Consider the following 17,840-nt stretch of genomic DNA (forward strand, 5'->3'; position numbering starts at 1 on the left):
AAGATTAAAGCTTATAGTAAAATACACAAAAGGCTAAAGCAAAAAGCGGTCTGCTTTGTACTTTAGCCTTTGGGCTTTCTACCTTTTGCCCTCTTCCTATTGCCTATTGCCTACTGCCCATTGCCTTTATTCATCATCATCCTCATCTTCCTTCAATTTAAAAAACGCCGCTCGTACCGGTGCAGGCATCGGTACATGCTCCCCCTTCACGAATTGCCAGATGATTTGGTTCATCAACTGATCAGGAATGAGGTCTTCTTTTGAAAAATCGAGCTTACCCGAAACCATGGAAAGTTTATTCTCTTCCGTATTTTTTTCGTTCAGGTCTACCAGTGCGGGCAAAGCGGTAAATCCCTGTGGATTGGTTTCTTTATTAAAACAACGCCACATGGGTGTAGCTGCCGCATCGTATTGCGTCATGGGTGGCATACCCAGGATCAATTCAATGGTACGCAAAATAGAGGAAGTAGAATACATGGTATGGTCAACAAAGCCACGCTTAACAAAACCACCCGCCATATAAGCAGTTGACCGGTGCGCATCCACGTGATCGGGACCAGCCTGGGCATCGTCTTCAATAACAAAGACAACGCTCTCCTTCCAGATGGGAGTTTTGCTCAGGTGTTCAATAAACATACCTACTGCTAAATCATTATCGGCTACGTGCGCAAAAGGCGTTGGCCTGCCTATGGCAGTTCCTTCCGTATGATCGTTGGGAAACTTTACCGTTACAAATTGAGGCACTGCGTTGATGGCTAACAACGAATCAAAATCCCTGCGCCACAAACCACAACGGGTAGTATCGCGGATGTTACCATTGAAGCTGGGAAAATAAGTACAGAAATGTCCTTCCAGCACCGGCACCTGCGGCCGGAAATTGTTATTGGTAAACTCTCCGTACGATCTAAAGGTTACCCCCGACCGTTTGCAATTGTCCCAGATAAAACCGGCTTTGTTATTGGCCACTTCCCTTAACCCGGAAGAGGCTTCCGTGCCGCCCTTTCTTCCATAATAGGAAGGCCAGGTCTTCTCTAAAAAATCAGTGGCATAGGCACCCATGCTCCAGTTGTGGCCATCGGAACTCACTTCCCCATCTACGTAAAAATTATCGAGCAATACAAATTGTCTGGCCAGTGCATGTTGATTGGGCGTTATCTTTTCACCGAACAACACCAGCTTTTTATCGCCATTGCCTTCGGGTATATCACCGAGCACCTGGTCGTAGGTACGGTTTTCTTTTATAATGTAGAAAACATGTTTAATGGGAGAAACGCCGCCGGTTTTTTGTGGCACGGGATTACCGGCCTCTACTCCGGAGATCTGTTCCTCCACTTTATTATACGGAACGTTGGCGTAAACTGCCTTTGAGTACACTACCATTTGTTGCGCATTGGGCACATCGATGATCTCCAGGTCACCCTGGAACATACCGGCAATGTACTGTACTTCCTTTGGTTTGTTGGGAATTCCCTCATGCAACACTACAGGTTGTTTTTTGACCATAGGATTGGGGCCGTCAGGATTAGCGAAAGGCGCCAGCCCCTTTCCATTGGTAACAAAAAGCTTTTTACCCGTAACCCGTACACAGGTGGGGTACCACCCTGCTGGTATAAATCCTTTGGAAGTGCTTTTCCCCGCCACACTTACATCAAATACCGCCAGACAGTTGTTATCTGCATTGGCAATGTACAGGGTCTTTTCATCGGCAGTTAAACTTACACTGTTAGTAGTAGAACCGCTTAATTGCGTGGTGTACAAGGCTGCATTCAACGTCTCCAGCACTTTACGCTTTGTAATATCAATGACCGATACGCTGTTGTCGTTGGCATTGGCCACGTAAAGCAGCGTGCCTTTTTTATTTAAACACATGTCATTGGGATTATCGCCCACCGCTACACTATCGATCATTGTATGCTTCCAGGTATCATACACCAGTATTTTGTTGGTAGCCCAACCGCTGATGTACAATTCCTTTTTGTTCGGTGATAATAAACAGGTATAAGCCTCGCCTCCCAATGGCAATTGTTGTACAATAGTCTTTGTTTTCATATCAACCACATACAGGCTGTTGTTTTCTTTTGTCACCACATACAACAACTGCCGCTGATCGTCGATGGTGATGCCTGCAGGTGAGATCTTGTTGGGCCAGGGCGCGCCCAGCTTGAACGTATCTACCGTACTAAGCGTATCGTGGGTGATGGCATATTTCAGGATCCAGTTATCATTGCCACCGGCTACATATAAATACTTTTCATCGTTGCTGAAAACAAGTCCGCCCCAGCTTTTTGCCATCACTTTGTTATCCAGGATCTTTTCATGCTGCACATCTACCAGCTGAATGGAATGCGTGCTTTGTCCGTTGTTGGTAACGGCCAAATATCGCTGCGACCGACTAACAGCTATATTAAGGGGCAGATCACCTACGGTCAGGTGCCGCCCGGCCGGAGTGATACTCCAGCCGTTGGGCAACTTTATTCTTTTACTTTCCAGCGTTTGCAGGTCCTGCGCTGATGCATGTATACAGGCAACTACCGCAGCGCATAGCAGAATCATTCTCTTCATGATTACTTTTCTTTAGAATTTTTCCCAGCCATATCGTTGATCAAGGGCAGGATTCAACACGGTTTCATTGGTTGGAATAGGATAATAATAGAATCGGTCGTCCCATTTATTTTTATCACGAACATCGTCATAGTTTATCAACCAATGAATATTGCCGTAGGTGCCATTGGTCAACGATACCGTTTTATTATCTACCTTATAGTAGGTTACACCGGTAGCCGGACTAGAAGGAGCAGCTGATACAAATGAAACATTATTCACGCCATCACCATTCATGGCATATACCGTATTCATTTTTGGTACATATACACCCAGGTAGGGCATGGTCATCAGGGCTTTGCCTGCTTTCCAACGGCGGATGTCATCAAAACGCAGTCCCTCGCATACCAGTTCCACACCTCTTTCCCTTCTTATTTCCAGCAAAGCAGGGTCGGCAATACCAAGGTCGCTGAAATAAGTATCCCGCAGATAGGGATCGGCTACTGTTGGATAAGGCGCATTGGTAATACCCGCTCTTGCCCGCAATTTTTGAATGGTGTTACTCCAGTCGGAAGCGTTGAAAGTATTCAACTCAGCTTTTGCTTCGGCATAGTTGAGCAGTATTTCCGCATACCGGAAAATAGGAACGGAGTTATTGTTCTGTGCCTTGTAATCAAGGTTTTTATCATCGAGCGTATATTTCATGATGTGATAGCCGGTAAACGTATAGGCAAAATCCGGTGGTGCGGAAGAACCATCGGTGCGTTTGTAGCCATTGCAACGAACAGTCTGTTGCAGGCGCAGGTCCCGGTTCTTCATTTCATCAACAAAGAAAACAGCATCGAAACTTGCCTGATCAGTAAAACGGGTGCCATCCAGGTTCAGGTAGGTATCGACAAATTGTTTATTCAGGCTCGATCTGTTACCAAGGGTTGGACTGGTAAAGAGCTGGTTCAACTGACTCCATAATTTCAATGAATTGCTGTAGGTGGAGGCAAGGATCACTTCTTCAGACCACGGTGCTTCCGTAGTGAACAGGTCCCGGTAATCAGAAGCTGGCCTGCCGGTGTTATGCAGCTTAAACTTTCCCGAATTGATAAGCTGACTGGAAGCATCCAGTGATTTGTTTAAAAAATCATCGGCTGTAGCTGTCAGGTTTGGTTTCCATTCGGTGTGATATCTGCGGAATGTGCCCTCAAACAAACATACCCGGGATTTTAATGCCAGCGCTACCCATTTTGTAATGGTAGAACAGGTAACATCAGGCGTTGCAGTCAAATTGGCTATGGCAAAATCCAGGTCAGCCACCACAGAATCCATTACCAGTACTCTGGAATCCCTGGGTTTGTACATGGAAGAATCGCTGGCGCTCAGCGCGTGGCCGTACCAGGGTACATCTCCATATCTCTTTGTCATATTGAAGTAGAACAAGGCACGGAAATACCTGGCAATACCCTTAAAACCGTTTATGGTAGCTGCGGGGATAGCAGGGTTTTTATCGCAATTATCGAGGAAATAATTGATATTCCTTAAAACACTCCAGCTATAAATATCCTTGGGGGGCGTGGTAGACGACCAGCCGCCAACGGAATTTGGGTTGGTGGTGGACAGCATTATTGCAGGAATATTATTTCCGGAAATGTAATCAGACACATTATCGTCGGAGGCAATTGTTTGGGCAGAAGGGATCTGGTCTGTGTAAAAGGAATTCACGTAAAGGGCCATATCGTTGGCATTCTGAAACACCTTTTCGGTGGTGAGGTCTGCAAACGGCTGTTTATCCAAAAACTTGCTGCATCCCTGTAAACCTGCTGCCGCCGCTATAAGGAAAAAGAAATATTTTTTCATTGTATCACGCTTGTTTAAACAGACAATTTTAAGATTAGAAGGTAAGGTTTACACCTACTGAATAAGATTTCAGCATAGGGTAAGCATAGCCATTACCCGCATCGGCTTTCACTTCCGGATCAGCGCCATCGATCACTTCAGGATCAAAATTCGCTGCATACTTGTGCATGGGCGTAATCGTAAACAAATTCTGACCGGTTACATACAATTTGGCGCTTGTCATTTTTACCAGGCTGGCCCATTTCTTTGGCAGCGACCAGGTGACGTTGATATTTTTCAGACGTGCATACGCTGCATTCTGCAGGTAGCGGGTTTGTTGCACAGCCAGCTCCCGGGTACCACTCAACGCTACATAACCCCGGTATCTTGGGAAATAGGCATTTTGATTATCTTCCCGCCAAACATTTTTCATCATATAAGCAGGCACTGATTCATATGGCCGGTTATATTGTCCCCAGAAGGCACCGGCTTCCAATCCAGGCCACCAGTCCCGGTGTCCTATACCCTGAATGAAAGCGCTGAAGGAAATGGTTTTCCATGTCATGCCCAGGTTTACGCCAAACATATACCGGGGATTCGAATTGCCAATCACTTTCAAATCGCCGTGATCTGCCATTGTTCCCTTACCGATATTGATGGCTTTATCGTCATTAAGGTCTTTGAATTTCAGGTCGCCGGGCAGCGGAACATTCGAATTGGACACCACGATATACGATTGATCGATCGCTTTTTTGTCGATATCATCCTGTGTTAAAAAGCCGTCTGTTTCAAAGCCCCAGATCTCGCCCAAACGTTCTCCTTTATAATAGGTGCCGGCATTGGTTGCCGAGGGAGCATTATTTCCGTATGGTAAAATACCGTTGGGATTATTATACCTGGTAATGTATGCTTTATAATCAGATAATACCACCCCGATATTGTAACTCAGGTTATCATTGATATTATCGCGCCAGTTGGCACTCAATTCCCAACCGTTTGTTTTCAGGTCTGAAAAGTTGCCATAGGGAACCGCAGCACCGAATACAGCAGGTAATGGCTGACTCGCTGTATACATGTGTTTTGTATACCGTTGGTAGTAATCGAAGGAAACATTTAACCTGTTATGCAGGAAGGTCATATCGATGCCTCCGTCATACGTGGTAGCCGTTTCCCAGGTGAGGCCATCAGGCAGCACTTTAGGCGCCCGAACATAACTGGGAAACGCTCCATTGATGGCCATGTTCTTATTCAACGAAACCGGCATCAACGACATAAAAGTGTATGGCTGTATCTGTCCATTACCCAAACTACCGGCAGACACACGCAGTTTCAGGTTATCCAGCCAGTTGTCGGCAAAGCTCATGAACGGCTCTTTTGAAACTACCCAGCCTGCTGAAACAGAAGGGAAAAATCCAAACCGGCTATAGGACGGAAATTTTGAAGAACCATCATACCGCCCGTTTATCTCGAGCAGGTATTTATTTCTAAAGGCATAGTTCAAGCGGTAAAAGAAACCAGCAATCGACCATTCATTACCACCGGCACCGGTTACATAGTTTTGCCCGTTCAATAAATTCAGGTTGGGCAATGAGGGATCCAGCAAACCATCCCGTTCCACATAAGTACTATCGTACCGGCTGTCTTCAATATTCACCCCGCCCAATAGTTTAACAGCGTGGTCGCCAAAATCTTTTTTTGCTTCGGCATACAGGTTGGTAGCGTAATAAGCCGTAACACCGGTAGTTTTTTTCAGTTTATTAACCGTGTTGGGACCTATTTTGCCTGGCCCTTCGCTGTATGAAACCGGGTAAAATTTACCATCGATGCTGTTATTGGTATACGCATAAGAAAAATCACCTTTCAGGCTCAACACGTTTTTTATCAAACTGGCATTGAACGAGGTGGTATTTCTTACATACAATTGTTTAGTGATCTGGTTATTGTTACCCGTGTACATATCACCAACCGACTGATAGGAAGAAGGCGTTAAGGTGCCGTCGGGATTGAACATAACAGCCATTGGAACAGCCGATACATCCATATAACGCCAAACGGGTGACCCACCGTTCACCACGGGATAAAAGTACTTGTAGGTATTAAAATCCAGGTTATTGGTCAGGGTAAACCAGGGCGCCAGTTTGATATCGCCTTTCATGCGCAGGTTATAGCGTTTGAAATCATCAGAGCTGTACCTGAACACGCCGCCCTGGTTGTAATACCGGCCGGAAATATAAAAACTGGCATTGTTGTTACTGCCCGATACACTTATTGAATTATCAAAAGCGGGTGAGCTGTTACGGTATAGTTCATGGTACCAGTCGGTGCTGCCATAGTACAGATATTTTCCAGTGGCCGGGTCAACTGTAACTTTCGGCAAAGAAGGGTCCAGCGACCGGGCTTTCAGTGAATCCAGGTAGGCCGGTGTATAAGGCAAAATACCGTTTATGGTAGTAGGCGGTGATTTATAATCGTACCAGGAATTGTAAGCATCCACAAAGTCCTGTGTCCATTCATACCCATCATTTACGATCTTGGGATCTACTGTTTTCTGATTGACAGTATAACTTGAGTTAAAGTTCACCTGCACTTTTCCTTTGTTGGCGCTTTTTGTGGTGATCAGCACCACGCCAAAAGAACCACGGGCCCCGTACACGGCAGCAGACGCTGCATCTTTCAATACGGTTACGCTTTGTACGTCGTTAGGGTTCAATAAATTCGGATCGCCGGCTACCCCATCGATCAACACCAGTGCCGACCCGCCGGTACCTATGGAAGTAACACCTCTGACGTTATAAGCCGGGGAACGGGTGGGCTTTCCATCAGTCATTACAATATTCAGATTGGGAATAACACCCTGCAGGCCGCGTGAGATATTCGGCATGGGCCTGTCGCCCAGTACTTCCCCGCCAACCTGGTCAACCGCTCCCGTGAGGTTTATTTTTTTCTGCGAACCATACCCTACGATCACTACTTCATCCAAACCCGAACTGCCGGCTTTTAACCGCACCAGCATTGAGTTGGTTTCATTTTGTTTTACGTGAATATTCCGCTGCTGCACTTCATAACCAATATGAGTAAATGTTAAGTTATAAGTAGTACCGGGGGTTAAGCCTTCAAAAACAAACATCCCTTTTTCATTGGTGGCCGTACCTGTTGAATCAACCATGCCGGCCTTCTGTAACTTTACGTTAACCCCGGCAAGCGGCTCCTGTTGATCATCCACAACGGTACCTTTTATCCCCGCATTATTCTGGGCCCATCCCTTTTCGCCGGGCGCACATATAAGTGCTATTAGCCAGAACCCTGCAATTTTCAAAAACCTGGTAAACGAATGCTTCATTGATTTGATTTTTTGATAATAGGATCCCCTTCCCGGTGGGATCTCATTTTTTTACAACAAGAATTAAATTATTATTTGCCTTTCCGGTTCTTACCGGTTTTTGGAAATAGTAAAACTGTTTCCGTTTTCTTCTACGGTAAGGTTATTCATATTGGCAATGAGCCGAAGTATTACGTTCAATGAATCATTGCGGGCAATCGTTCCGGTAAAATTCATACCGGTTATTTCTTCCGGGTTAAAATGGATGGTTTGATGGTATCTGTCCGATAATTTCGCCATCACCATAGCGAGGGCTTCATTATTAAATTCAAGATCCTGTTCCTTTTCCGGCGCCGGTGTTTTATCGATGTGTTTGTCGGAGTTCCTTACCACCTTCACCATTGACTGTATATAGTTGTAGCTGATCTTTTCGCCGGGCAACAGGTAAATTTCCTTGTCAAAACCGGGCAGGTTGTTTACTGGTTTTACCACTACTTTGCCGGTATGTAATTTTACCAAGGCATTCATTCCGGTCGCCTGCACGGTAAAAGAAGTACCCAGTGCTGTTGTATTTACTGATTGTGTGCAAACAGTAAAAGGTTTTTCTTTTTGTTTGGCCACCTGAAAAAAGGCCTGTCCTTCCAGCCACACGTCTCTTTTTGTTTCGCCATATATAGACTGGTACTTCAATACCGACCTGCTTTGTAACCGCACTGTTGAACCATCGGGCAACAAAATAGCCAGCATGCTATTGGTATTGTTTTCTTTTCTCACCCAAAGGGTATCCTTTTTGGGTAAAGGCTGGTCAACCGTTGCTACTGCGCTGTTACGTACCTGTTCCTTATTTAATATATACAACACAACAGTTGTGGCAACCAGAAGGAAGGCAGCGGCTACTGCAGCTACTGTGCGCACCCGTAACCATACCGTTTGCCTGTTTTTCTTTTCCCGGAACAACTCCTGGGTAATGGTCTGTAACATTTCATAGGAAACAGAAGAAGGCAGCACCCCTTCTTTTGTTTGCTCCCAATCTTGCCATGGAAAAAATTTTTCCATGGCTTCGGGATGGTCTTTCAGGTATTGTAATACGGCGGTTCTTTCTTCCTGATCACATTTGTTCTCAAAGAACCGTTGAATGAGTTCTGAATTTATCTGCACTAAAATTTTATTAAAGCTTTCACAAATATATACGCATCATGACCCCTGCTACCCCTGCTGGTAACATTTAGATAACATTGAGGTTTAGAAAAACAGCGCGCGGATATGCTTCAATGCTTTACCAATGTGGTCTTCGACGGTTTTTACCGAGATGGAGAGTTGTTGGGCGATCTCTTTATATGAATGGCCCTGAATGCGGCTGAGGATAAATATTTTCTTTCTTACCGGAGAAAGTGACTGGATCAACGATTGCAGGTGATCTGCCTGTTCAAAATCATTTGCCTGCTGCGTTGCTTCGAATGCGTCTTCTGCATCGATGGGCATTTCAACAATTTTGGCGCGATGCGTTTGTTGCCTGCGGAGAAGATCAATAAAGGTAGAATTGGCAATATTGAACAGCTGCAATTCAAAAGGATGATTGCCAGAAAGGGTATGCCTGAATTGCCACAACTTGATAAAAGTAAGCTGCACCAGTTCCCGGGACATTTCTTCAGACCGGCTCTTTTTCAGAAAATAGTAATAAAGCTTACTATGATACTGATAAAAGATTGATCTGAATGTAGATTCCTCCCCCGTTTTTATCTCTTGAATAATGTCCAAAGCAGCAGATAACATTGCGGGGCAAAACTAGATATATTTTAATTTTCGAATGTTAAGGAATATTTATCATGTTCGGTCTGGTGCAGCGTTGTGCAAAAGCGTAAGATTAATCCAATGGCATAATGGTTATGTAATCAACATTCACGGCATCCTTTCCTCCTCCTTCCAGCCGGATGGTATTGTTACCGGCATTCAGCTTCACTGTGAATACCGTTTTACCGGTAAAGGCAGCAGCATCCCCTGTAGCAATGGCATTCAGGTAAGAATGATCGGCGCCATTCACCAGTAATTTCATTCTGCCATAAGCAGCATTGGCATGTACAATGGTCAACGTAGCCCGGCCGCCTTTTTTGCCACCATCGATGTTTGAGAATGTTATTGAAGAAGCCCCATCTTTCAAATTGGCAACGTAATTACTATTTACAGCAGCGCCGCCATCCATGGCTGCTTTTTCCGCTTCATAGCGGGTTGATTTTTTAGTATTTGGCTTTGACGCTTTGATAGCCGCCGGACCGGTCTTTGTTTGTTCAACGAGTTTTATGGTGCCATCGTCGTTAAAATTTACATAGTCCACACAGATAGACCGTAAATTACCATGACCGGTATTGGAGATATTCTGATTGTGATAAAACATATACCACTTGCCTTTGTATTCCACTACGGATCCGTGGTTGGTATCACAATCGGTAGAACCCAGGAATACGCCCTGGTATTTCCAGGGGCCCAATGGACTGTTGCTGGTAGCATACCGCAACTGGTTTTCGCGGCCGTGGTTATCGGCATAGGTAAGGTAATAGATCCCGTTCCTTTTAAAGACCCAGGTAGCTTCGTGAAAGTCAACCAATCCTTCCATTTTTTGCAGGGCGCCGTCCATTTCAACCATGTTGTCTTTTAATTTTCCACCTAAACACCTGCTGCCGCCGCCGTAATAAAAATAGGCCTGTCCATCGGTATCGATAAACACACAGGGATCGATCATGGAGCTGCTATCGATGCCTTTTATGTAACCGGCGGAGGTAAAATCGCTGGCCGGTTTTTTACTGGTGGCCACTCCTATTTTCCAGGAATTGTTCCATTTTGTTTCGCTGGGATGTGGGAAATAATAGTAATACGTACCGTTCCTATAGGCGCAATCGGGTGCCCACATAAAACCGCCTTCTTTACGGCCCCATTCCACCTGGCTGGCGTTAAGAATTTCCCCTTCATCGCGCCAGTTCACCATATCGTCAGTTGAATATACGTGATACCGGTCCATCAGGTCGCAGCCCCGGGCCGGGTCAATGTCGTGGGAGGGATAAACATACAACCGGCCATCGGCCCACACATGCGCCGAAGGATCGGCCGTGTATATACTGGTAATAAAAGGATTCTGGGAAAAACAGCGTACGCTTATCAACAAAGCGCCCAGCAGGATCTGACAAGCAATTATTTTTTTCATAGGTGCAAGTAAGGGTTTGGGCATTAATCAGGTGCTTAATAGCGCATTAATTAAGGATTAATGGATGAAAATGCACCTTCTTTTACCGGATGAGTTCGATTGTCCCCTTTTTTCTGATAACCCGGCCTGTATAATCCACTCCTTCCAACGCCCACACAAACGTACCGGCGCTCAGGTGATTTCCTTTCAGCGTGCCATTCCATCCTGCTGCCAGATCAGTAGTACGGAACACTTCCTGCCCCCATCGGTTCATAATTACAAAATACTTCAATGCTTTCATCCCGGGTGCTGTTACTCTAAAGATGTCATTGCGGCCGTCGCCATTGGGGGTAAAAGCATTGGGCACATAGATGTCCACGTTTTTGAACACCTTTACAAAAACCGCATCCGATGCCGTGCAACCTTCCGGTGTTACGGCCGTTACCTGGTAGGTGATATTATTTTCCGGCTGGGCTATCGGGTTGGCAGTTGATGGAGTTGTCAATCCATAAGAAGGCGACCAGGCAAACTGCGTAAATCCACTTTTATTAAGATCTACCGCCTGCATTTGCAGGGGTTGCCCCAATGCAACAATCGTATCGTTACCGGCCCATACCTGTGTAGGCGGAACTACATGGAATAATACCGAATCTTCTTTTAAAGAACGGCAACCCTGTGCATCGGTAACCTGCAGGGTATACAGCACAGATCTTTCCGGATGAATTACCTCAGGCGCGTCAACAGCTGTATTACTTAAATAGGTCTCGGGTTTCCATTTATAACTTAAGCCACCGCTGCCATGCAACAAACCATCATAGGTATAACAAACGCTGGTATCATTACCTGCGTGGGCAATGGGAGCAGGCAGCACGGTCACTACCAGTGAATCGGTCAGTGTACAGGTGCCTTTGGTGGCCGATAAATAATATTTAGTGGTTGTTGGTGGCGAGGCAGAAGGATTAACAATTGTCGTATTGCTGATACCAGCAACCGGGGTCCACGAAAAATTGATTCCATTGGAAGTACCTGAAAGCGGGGTACTGAGGCCTTCACAAATGGTTGCATCATTTCCCGCGTCTACCACCAGGTCGCTTACGGTAATAATAACAGGGATGGAAACTTCAACATAATTAACTACATCTTTGATTAAGGCTACATGTGTGCCCGGCGTCAGATTTGAAAACACGTTATTCGCTCCAAAAATTAAATTATCAACACCGTACGTATATGGCGGGGTTCCACCTTTTCCAATGATCGTGATCCGTCCTCCTTTTCCACCACAAACAGTTTCGGTTTTTGCATCCAGGTCAAGGTCGCTTAACTGGAAAATATCGAGAATCGTGGTATTCTGACAATCGATAACAATATCGGCAAAAATTGTAAAGGAGTTAATCCCATGAAGATTGGTAAAGGAAGCCGTGGAGCTGGTAGCCGTACCTCCATCGGGTTTTAGCAACGTATAGGTGATCACCGCATTGGCAGGTGGCGCCGGAAATATGGTAGCTGTTACGCTATTTTTGGTAGCTTTAGCTGTTAGTATATAGTTTATGCGCGGTTTAGGTAAGGCACAATAAGCAGACAAATTCACGGCAGCTACAAACCCATCACCACCGGCATATACGTAATTCCGGTCTTCATCATACTCAAGCGCATATACGGCTTTTCCTGAATAACCGGGGATATCGATATCGGCAACCGCATTGTCATCGAATACAGTTCCATTGAACTGCAGCACTTTTATACTTCCACTGGCTGTACCAATAAAAACATGATCGCAATTGTCGGCATAAATACCCTGTTGCATCAACGCCGTGGAGGAAAATGTAAGTGGAGTACCGACTGTTGCGCCCGTTGACTTATCGAATGCTTTTAGATTTTTACCATCATAGTAGAAAAGGTATTTTGAACTTACAGCCAGTACATTGGCAGCATTGGTACCTGATCCGGAACCAGCCATGAAAGGGGCATTATTATCTTCCTGTAAAGTAGTATATCCAGTTAGCGTATTCCATTTCTGATCGGCTGCCGTATAGGGCTGGCTGTTTTTATAGATCCTGTTGTTAACAAACGGAGTTCCATCGGAGGCCAGAATACAATACAGGTCCTTGTTAGCCGGATCAACAACAAAATCTGCCACATCCTGCTTATAAGGATAAGTGGTAATACCTGTTACGTTATAAGAACTGAAACCCGTAGCTGGTGGCAACAACATGCCCATGTTATCATGATAATCACCATTGGTCCCGCCGCCACTGGCAATCAGTATTTGTGGAGAACCGCCATTGCAGTACCAACGCATTTTCCAGATCTCACCATTGTTGTTATTGGCATCGGTAAAAAAGCGTGTTCTATAATTATCATAGGTACCTGAAACGCCGTTTAGCCGAATAACCCTGCCACCACCGGCAGCGGCCCCCGGGCCAACATATACGTGCCCTGTTGTTTTTTCAACTGCCCAGCCACCAAAATTACCTCCATACTGCCAGCCGGGAACAGGAACAGAATACTTCCACAGCAAGCCACCCCCGTTACTAAGTTTCGCAATCTGTCCCGCCGTATTGTCACCCCCCTGCACGTAAACCTCTCCCCCATAATTAAAATCTACCTGCATTACCTTTCCGGCATTTACGCCGGTAAGCGCTGCCGTTGTACCAGCCACAAAAACTACTTGGGCAACCAGGTTATTATATAGCAGAAAAGATAATACCAGCGTAAGAGCAAACCTATACATGAACGTTGGAGTTATATACGCCGCTAAAATACAAAAGCTTTTTTGCAGATAAAATACCTATACGTTATAAATATTTTTCAAACCAGTTGGCGGCCAGGTCGGCCACCTTGTGTAAAGCCCCGGGTTCTTCAAATAAGTGCGAAGCGCCTTCAACAATTTCCATATCCTTTTCACCAGTGAGTTGTTCAAAGGCCTTGTTGTTTAAACCCAGCACCTGTGTATCGCGGGAGCCAACAATGAGCAGCGTGGGTGCTTTTACCTGTTTCAAAGCAACAGCCAGATCGGGCCGGCCGCCACGGCTTACCACCGCATTAATATTTTTCTCGAGCATGGCCGCCGCCTGTAAGGCGGAAGCAGCGCCTGTACTGGCGCCAAAATAACCAATGGGTAATTGGTCCAGATCAGGATGTTGCTTTACCCATTCCGTTACCTGTACCAATCGATGGCTCAACAACGCAATATCAAACCGGTTTTCATACACTTCGTCTTCTAATACGGTTAACAGGTCGGTGAGCAGCGTTGCCATGTTGTGTTTATTCAGCACATCCGCCACAAAATTATTGCGCGGACTTAACCGGCTGCTGCCACTCCCATGCGCAAAGATCACCACGCCCCTTGCCTTAGCCGGTTCAGCCAGATTGGCACTCAGGGCAACAGTCTGTAAATTGATCTGTATTTCCTTTTTGCGGGTCATGGGGCGTACTTTTACAAAAAGCTGAAAATTCCATGCCAGTGCAGGGCCTGTTATTTGTGCTTAAAAATGATCACCGCATTCTTTTTCAGATCGGAGGCTGCTTTTAATTGAAAGCGGTCTTTGCCCGCTTCAATGGTCAATAAGGCAGTATTGGGTGGAATGGTACCGAGGTTATTGGCTACCAGAACAAATTCATGAACAGGCACATTCCGGTCTAATGGCACCACCACCCGGTATGGATGTGCCGATACAAAAAGACGTGACACAAGGATCGCGTTGTTATGAAAAACAGTTACCGTATCGCCATCGACCACCTCGTTATCGGCAATACTGATCACAATGCTGTCGGCAGCAGTAATGATCGTACTCAACGTATCGGGAACCCGCAGGATCTTAACGGCAGTGATACTATCATTAAACGCTTTTTTAGCAAGTTCGTCGTGGGTAAGACTGGGCGCCGGCACAGCGATGGCCGTATTAAACGTATCAGCTTTCCTGTTTTGCTCCACAGTATTATTTTGACTATTGTGCTTTACTAACCAGGAAAACATATAATCGGTGGTATCTGCCCTTGAGCTTACCTGTCGCAACACAGTACGCACGGCCATACCCATAGAAAGTATTTGCGTTAAGGCCGATTTGGCATTGGCAGAACCGATCAGGTATTTACCATCGCTCTGTACGCTGAAGGTAAGTTTATAGGTGCACATTACATGGTTAGCTGTTCTTGCAATGAAGCTTTGGCCAGCGCCTTTTAATAGCCGGGTTGAATCATTAAAATTGCCTAAAAAATTGGTCTTGCAAAAACCCATACCCTCATCATAAGTATAGCCTATATAGGTACTTCCCTGTTTGATCAACACCAGGTTCATATACTCCGCATCGATACGTCCTTCCCAGGTTCCGGAAAGATCTTGCGCCCAACATGGCTCACCGATACACAGCCATAAAAGCAGGAAACAGAACAGCAACCTCATACACCACAATTAACATAAGAAAGTTAGTTGATTATGGGCAGATTCTATAAACACACCAGCCTTTCTTTTCAGAAAGGCTGGTGCTTATTTGCCTGATATTACCAATCCGATGTTATTTGATCCTCAGAAATTACCGATAGGCGCACCAGTACACCAATAAAAACGGCAAGTCCGTAAATATCATGGCCAATGGCGTATTGCAATACCCAGGCAATGCTTAGGCCATTCCCCTACAGTCCGACACCCAATCATACAGTGCGAGTTGTACTTCCTTTATGGCCTTTTCACATTTCATTAATAAACTTTCCCCGCTTTACTACTGTTTATTATAAAAGACAAGCAACAATTTTTACTTTTTTCATAATAAATAAGGAACCGGCCTTTGAGCCGGTTTTTTATTGCTTTCACATTTCATTAATAAACTTCCGGGCTCCGCTTCCTTCTATTATACAAACAAGCAACAAATAAAACGCTTGCATAAAAAACCTTAAAAATCAGTTATATGAAAACGATATTCACCCTTACCACTCTTGTACTTATAGTAATTGCCAGTTTTGTAAGCGCCGTAATGTTCAAATTTGGCAACTATAATTTTTCAGCCCTGTTGGTACTGACCAGCTTCCTTTCTTCTGTATTGTGGATACATGTTGTAAACAGCAAGAAAGTGATCTTGCGATAAGAAAGTATTTCAGAAACCACATAGATATGAAAAACAGGTATCGAATTCGGTAGCCTGTTTTTTTATTGTGCTTTCTGCACCGCTGCCGGTGACTTACCAAATTGTTTTTTAAAGGCGTAGGAGAAATGGGAGAGATTTTCGAAACCCACTTCCAGGTATACATCACCGGGCTTTTTGTGCTGGTTTTTTATTTGAAAGTGCGCTTCTTCCAGCCGTTTGCGGGTAAGCCAGGTGCCGGGCATTTCATTAAAGACCTTGTTAAAATCGCGTTTGAAGGTTGACAGGCTTCGGCCTGCTAAAAAAGCAAATTGTTCCAGCTTGATATTGAACCGGAAGTTTTTGTTCATAAACGTTTCCAGGTCTACGCGCTGGGGAATGCTGAAGTTGAAAAATACATGGGCCCAGGCGGGGTTTTGTTTTAACAGAATGATCAGCAGCTCTTCTCTTTTTACATCGGCAAAGTCGGGGTCCAGTTTTTCCGATCCTTTATAATAAGGCTCCAGCGAGTTTACGAAGTTTCGCACCAGGGCATTCGTTTCTACCGTTAAAATTGAATCATCGTTGTCGAATACCCCGGGTTTATATGGATGTTTTTCCAGAAATGAGCGCAAAAAAGGCTCGTCCAGCGCAATCACGATCTTATGGAACTCATTGTCCACTTTATTCTTGGTATAGCGGATCAAATGGTTTTTCCGGGCGATGATGGCATCGCCCGGATTGGAAATATATTTTTTTTCGCCATCATAGGCTACATAGGTTCCCTGCAATAAATACATGAAATAATGCTCCGGGATCAGGTGTTCCGGTGAAATTCCCGGGCCCAGGTAACAGGAATGTATTTTATCTATTTCCACGTTTTAAATTAATGCATCGATGGTCTCTAACAAGGTGGTTTCTTTTGATCTTGGCTTCCAGCCCAGCACAGTCCTCGCTTTTTCGTTGCTCATGTGCACATACAGTTCTGCCCCGATCGGTTTCAGTTCAGCCATCTTTACAGCCCGCTGTGGCCGTTCTTTCCGGATCAACTCCGCTACGTCATAAATACTCACTGACCCTTCCGAAGCGGCCAGAAAGCGCTCTCCTTTTGCTGCGGGATGTGTCATGGCTATGAGGTGAATATCCGCCGTATCACGCACATCGACAATATTAAAGGTAAAATTAGGCGTTTCTTTTATATCCCCGTTCAGCAGGCCCTTCAACGCAAATTCCATCGATGCCGAATAGTTCCCGCCAGGCACGGGACCAAAAATACCTACCGGATTGATCACCGTTAACTCCATCTGGCCGCCTTCCTGCTCCATAAAATCCCAGGCCGCTTTTTCTGCAATGGCTTTTGATTTCAGATACGGGCGCAGACCAGGCGTATGGGGATCTGTCCAGTCCATTTCTGTAAAAACATAATTCTCCGGACTTCTGCTATAACCGATCGCTGCAAAAGAAGAGGTCAATACCACACGTTTTACCCCCGCATCGCGGGCTGCTTTCAACACCCGTAAAGAACCATCTCTTGCCGGGATGATCAATTCATTTTCATCGGCAGGGTCCATGGCCGGGAAGGGTGAAGCTACGTGTAATACATAGGTACAATCGCGCACCGCTTCCGCCCAATTGTCATCTTTGGTAAGATCTGCCTCCACAAAGCTCAATTGATCGAAGTTGCCGATGCCGCCCGCTTTGAGTGCATTAATGATCTCTTCTTTTCTTGATAGGGAACGGATGGTTGTTTTTACGATATATCCTTCCTGTAACAATTGTAATACACATTGTAGTCCCAAATAACCGGAGCCTCCGGTAACCAACACGGTTGTTGTTATTGCTGATCTTTTCATCTTTGTTATTTATTTCTCAGCAAAGCTCTTGTAAATACCTACGGCATGTTTTGTTTTAAAGTTCAATC

General features: G+C 45.2%; 12 protein-coding genes. 1 reads left to right on the top strand and 11 read right to left on the bottom strand.

The genetic code is table 11. The annotated features are described in order from the left end of the window. Window positions 1-126 precede the first annotated feature (126 nt). The 9 genes from BMX95_RS18785 to BMX95_RS18825 all read right to left on the bottom strand — a co-directional run bounded on the left by BMX95_RS18785 (window position 127) and on the right by BMX95_RS18825 (window position 15,264). The gene (locus BMX95_RS18785) at window positions 127-2,562 is read right to left on the bottom strand and encodes a bifunctional YncE family protein/alkaline phosphatase family protein (RefSeq protein WP_081202498.1); all 2,436 of its coding nucleotides are present in this window, start codon (window positions 2,560-2,562) and stop codon (window positions 127-129) included. A 12-nt stretch (window positions 2,563-2,574) separates the two neighbouring features. Then, window positions 2,575-4,389 (bottom strand): RagB/SusD family nutrient uptake outer membrane protein, encoded by a 1,815-nt coding sequence (locus tag BMX95_RS18790; RefSeq protein ID WP_081202497.1) that lies wholly within the window; start codon window positions 4,387-4,389, stop codon window positions 2,575-2,577. Window positions 4,390-4,423: 34 nt separating this feature from the next. After that, window positions 4,424-7,708, bottom strand: coding sequence for a SusC/RagA family TonB-linked outer membrane protein (locus BMX95_RS18795; protein ID WP_081202496.1), 3,285 nt, complete (start codon window positions 7,706-7,708; stop codon window positions 4,424-4,426). Between the two features lie 90 nt (window positions 7,709-7,798). Then, on the bottom strand, window positions 7,799-8,845 hold the full coding sequence (locus tag BMX95_RS18800) for a FecR family protein (protein ID WP_081202495.1): 1,047 nt from the start codon (window positions 8,843-8,845) through the stop codon (window positions 7,799-7,801). An 84-nt stretch (window positions 8,846-8,929) separates the two neighbouring features. Then, on the bottom strand, window positions 8,930-9,445 hold the full coding sequence (locus BMX95_RS18805) for a sigma-70 family RNA polymerase sigma factor (RefSeq protein WP_165759015.1): 516 nt from the start codon (window positions 9,443-9,445) through the stop codon (window positions 8,930-8,932). 106 nt (window positions 9,446-9,551) lie between these two features. Beyond that, window positions 9,552-10,883, bottom strand: a complete 1,332-nt coding sequence (locus BMX95_RS18810; RefSeq protein WP_081202937.1) for a family 43 glycosylhydrolase — start codon at window positions 10,881-10,883, stop codon at window positions 9,552-9,554. 82 nt (window positions 10,884-10,965) lie between these two features. After that, a complete protein-coding gene (locus BMX95_RS18815) occupies window positions 10,966-13,593 on the bottom strand; it encodes a T9SS type B sorting domain-containing protein (protein WP_081202493.1) in 2,628 nt (875 codons plus the stop codon). Between the two features lie 64 nt (window positions 13,594-13,657). Then, window positions 13,658-14,287: a dienelactone hydrolase family protein gene (locus tag BMX95_RS18820; protein ID WP_081202492.1), complete on the bottom strand. Its 630-nt coding sequence runs from the start codon at window positions 14,285-14,287 to the stop codon at window positions 13,658-13,660. 50 nt (window positions 14,288-14,337) lie between these two features. Continuing rightward, window positions 14,338-15,264, bottom strand: a complete 927-nt coding sequence (locus BMX95_RS18825) for a hypothetical protein (protein ID WP_081202491.1) — start codon at window positions 15,262-15,264, stop codon at window positions 14,338-14,340. 502 nt (window positions 15,265-15,766) lie between these two features. Between BMX95_RS18825 and BMX95_RS35000 the strand changes: the two genes are divergently transcribed. Next, window positions 15,767-15,943 (top strand): hypothetical protein, encoded by a 177-nt coding sequence (locus BMX95_RS35000; RefSeq protein WP_165759014.1) that lies wholly within the window; start codon window positions 15,767-15,769, stop codon window positions 15,941-15,943. A gap of 62 nt (window positions 15,944-16,005) precedes the next feature. Here the strand turns inward: BMX95_RS35000 and BMX95_RS18830 are convergent, their stop codons facing one another. Beyond that, window positions 16,006-16,797 (bottom strand): helix-turn-helix domain-containing protein, encoded by a 792-nt coding sequence (locus tag BMX95_RS18830; protein ID WP_081202490.1) that lies wholly within the window; start codon window positions 16,795-16,797, stop codon window positions 16,006-16,008. Between the two features lie 3 nt (window positions 16,798-16,800). Continuing rightward, the gene (locus tag BMX95_RS18835) at window positions 16,801-17,772 is read right to left on the bottom strand and encodes an SDR family oxidoreductase (RefSeq protein ID WP_081202489.1); all 972 of its coding nucleotides are present in this window, start codon (window positions 17,770-17,772) and stop codon (window positions 16,801-16,803) included. Window positions 17,773-17,840 lie beyond the last annotated feature (68 nt).

The organism is Niastella yeongjuensis, from assembly GCF_900110245.1.
In the GTDB taxonomy this organism is placed as follows: Bacteria; Bacteroidota; Bacteroidia; order Chitinophagales; family Chitinophagaceae; genus Niastella; species Niastella yeongjuensis.

Excerpts from the sequence above, each read along its gene's own strand:
- BMX95_RS18790 (WP_081202497.1), bottom strand. The coding sequence starts at position 4,389 with ATGAAAAAATATTTCTTTTTCCTTATAGCGGCGGCAGCAGGTTTACAG.
- BMX95_RS18785 (WP_081202498.1), bottom strand. The coding sequence starts at position 2,562 with ATGAAGAGAATGATTCTGCTATGCGCTGCGGTAGTTGCCTGTATACAT.
- BMX95_RS35000 (WP_165759014.1), top strand. The coding sequence starts at position 15,767 with ATGAAAACGATATTCACCCTTACCACTCTTGTACTTATAGTAATTGCC.
- BMX95_RS18795 (WP_081202496.1), bottom strand. The coding sequence starts at position 7,708 with ATGAAGCATTCGTTTACCAGGTTTTTGAAAATTGCAGGGTTCTGGCTA.
- BMX95_RS18815 (WP_081202493.1), bottom strand. The coding sequence starts at position 13,593 with ATGTATAGGTTTGCTCTTACGCTGGTATTATCTTTTCTGCTATATAAT.
- BMX95_RS18810 (WP_081202937.1), bottom strand. The coding sequence starts at position 10,883 with ATGAAAAAAATAATTGCTTGTCAGATCCTGCTGGGCGCTTTGTTGATA.
- BMX95_RS18835 (WP_081202489.1), bottom strand. The coding sequence starts at position 17,772 with ATGAAAAGATCAGCAATAACAACAACCGTGTTGGTTACCGGAGGCTCC.
- BMX95_RS18820 (WP_081202492.1), bottom strand. The coding sequence starts at position 14,287 with ATGACCCGCAAAAAGGAAATACAGATCAATTTACAGACTGTTGCCCTG.
- BMX95_RS18825 (WP_081202491.1), bottom strand. The coding sequence starts at position 15,264 with ATGAGGTTGCTGTTCTGTTTCCTGCTTTTATGGCTGTGTATCGGTGAG.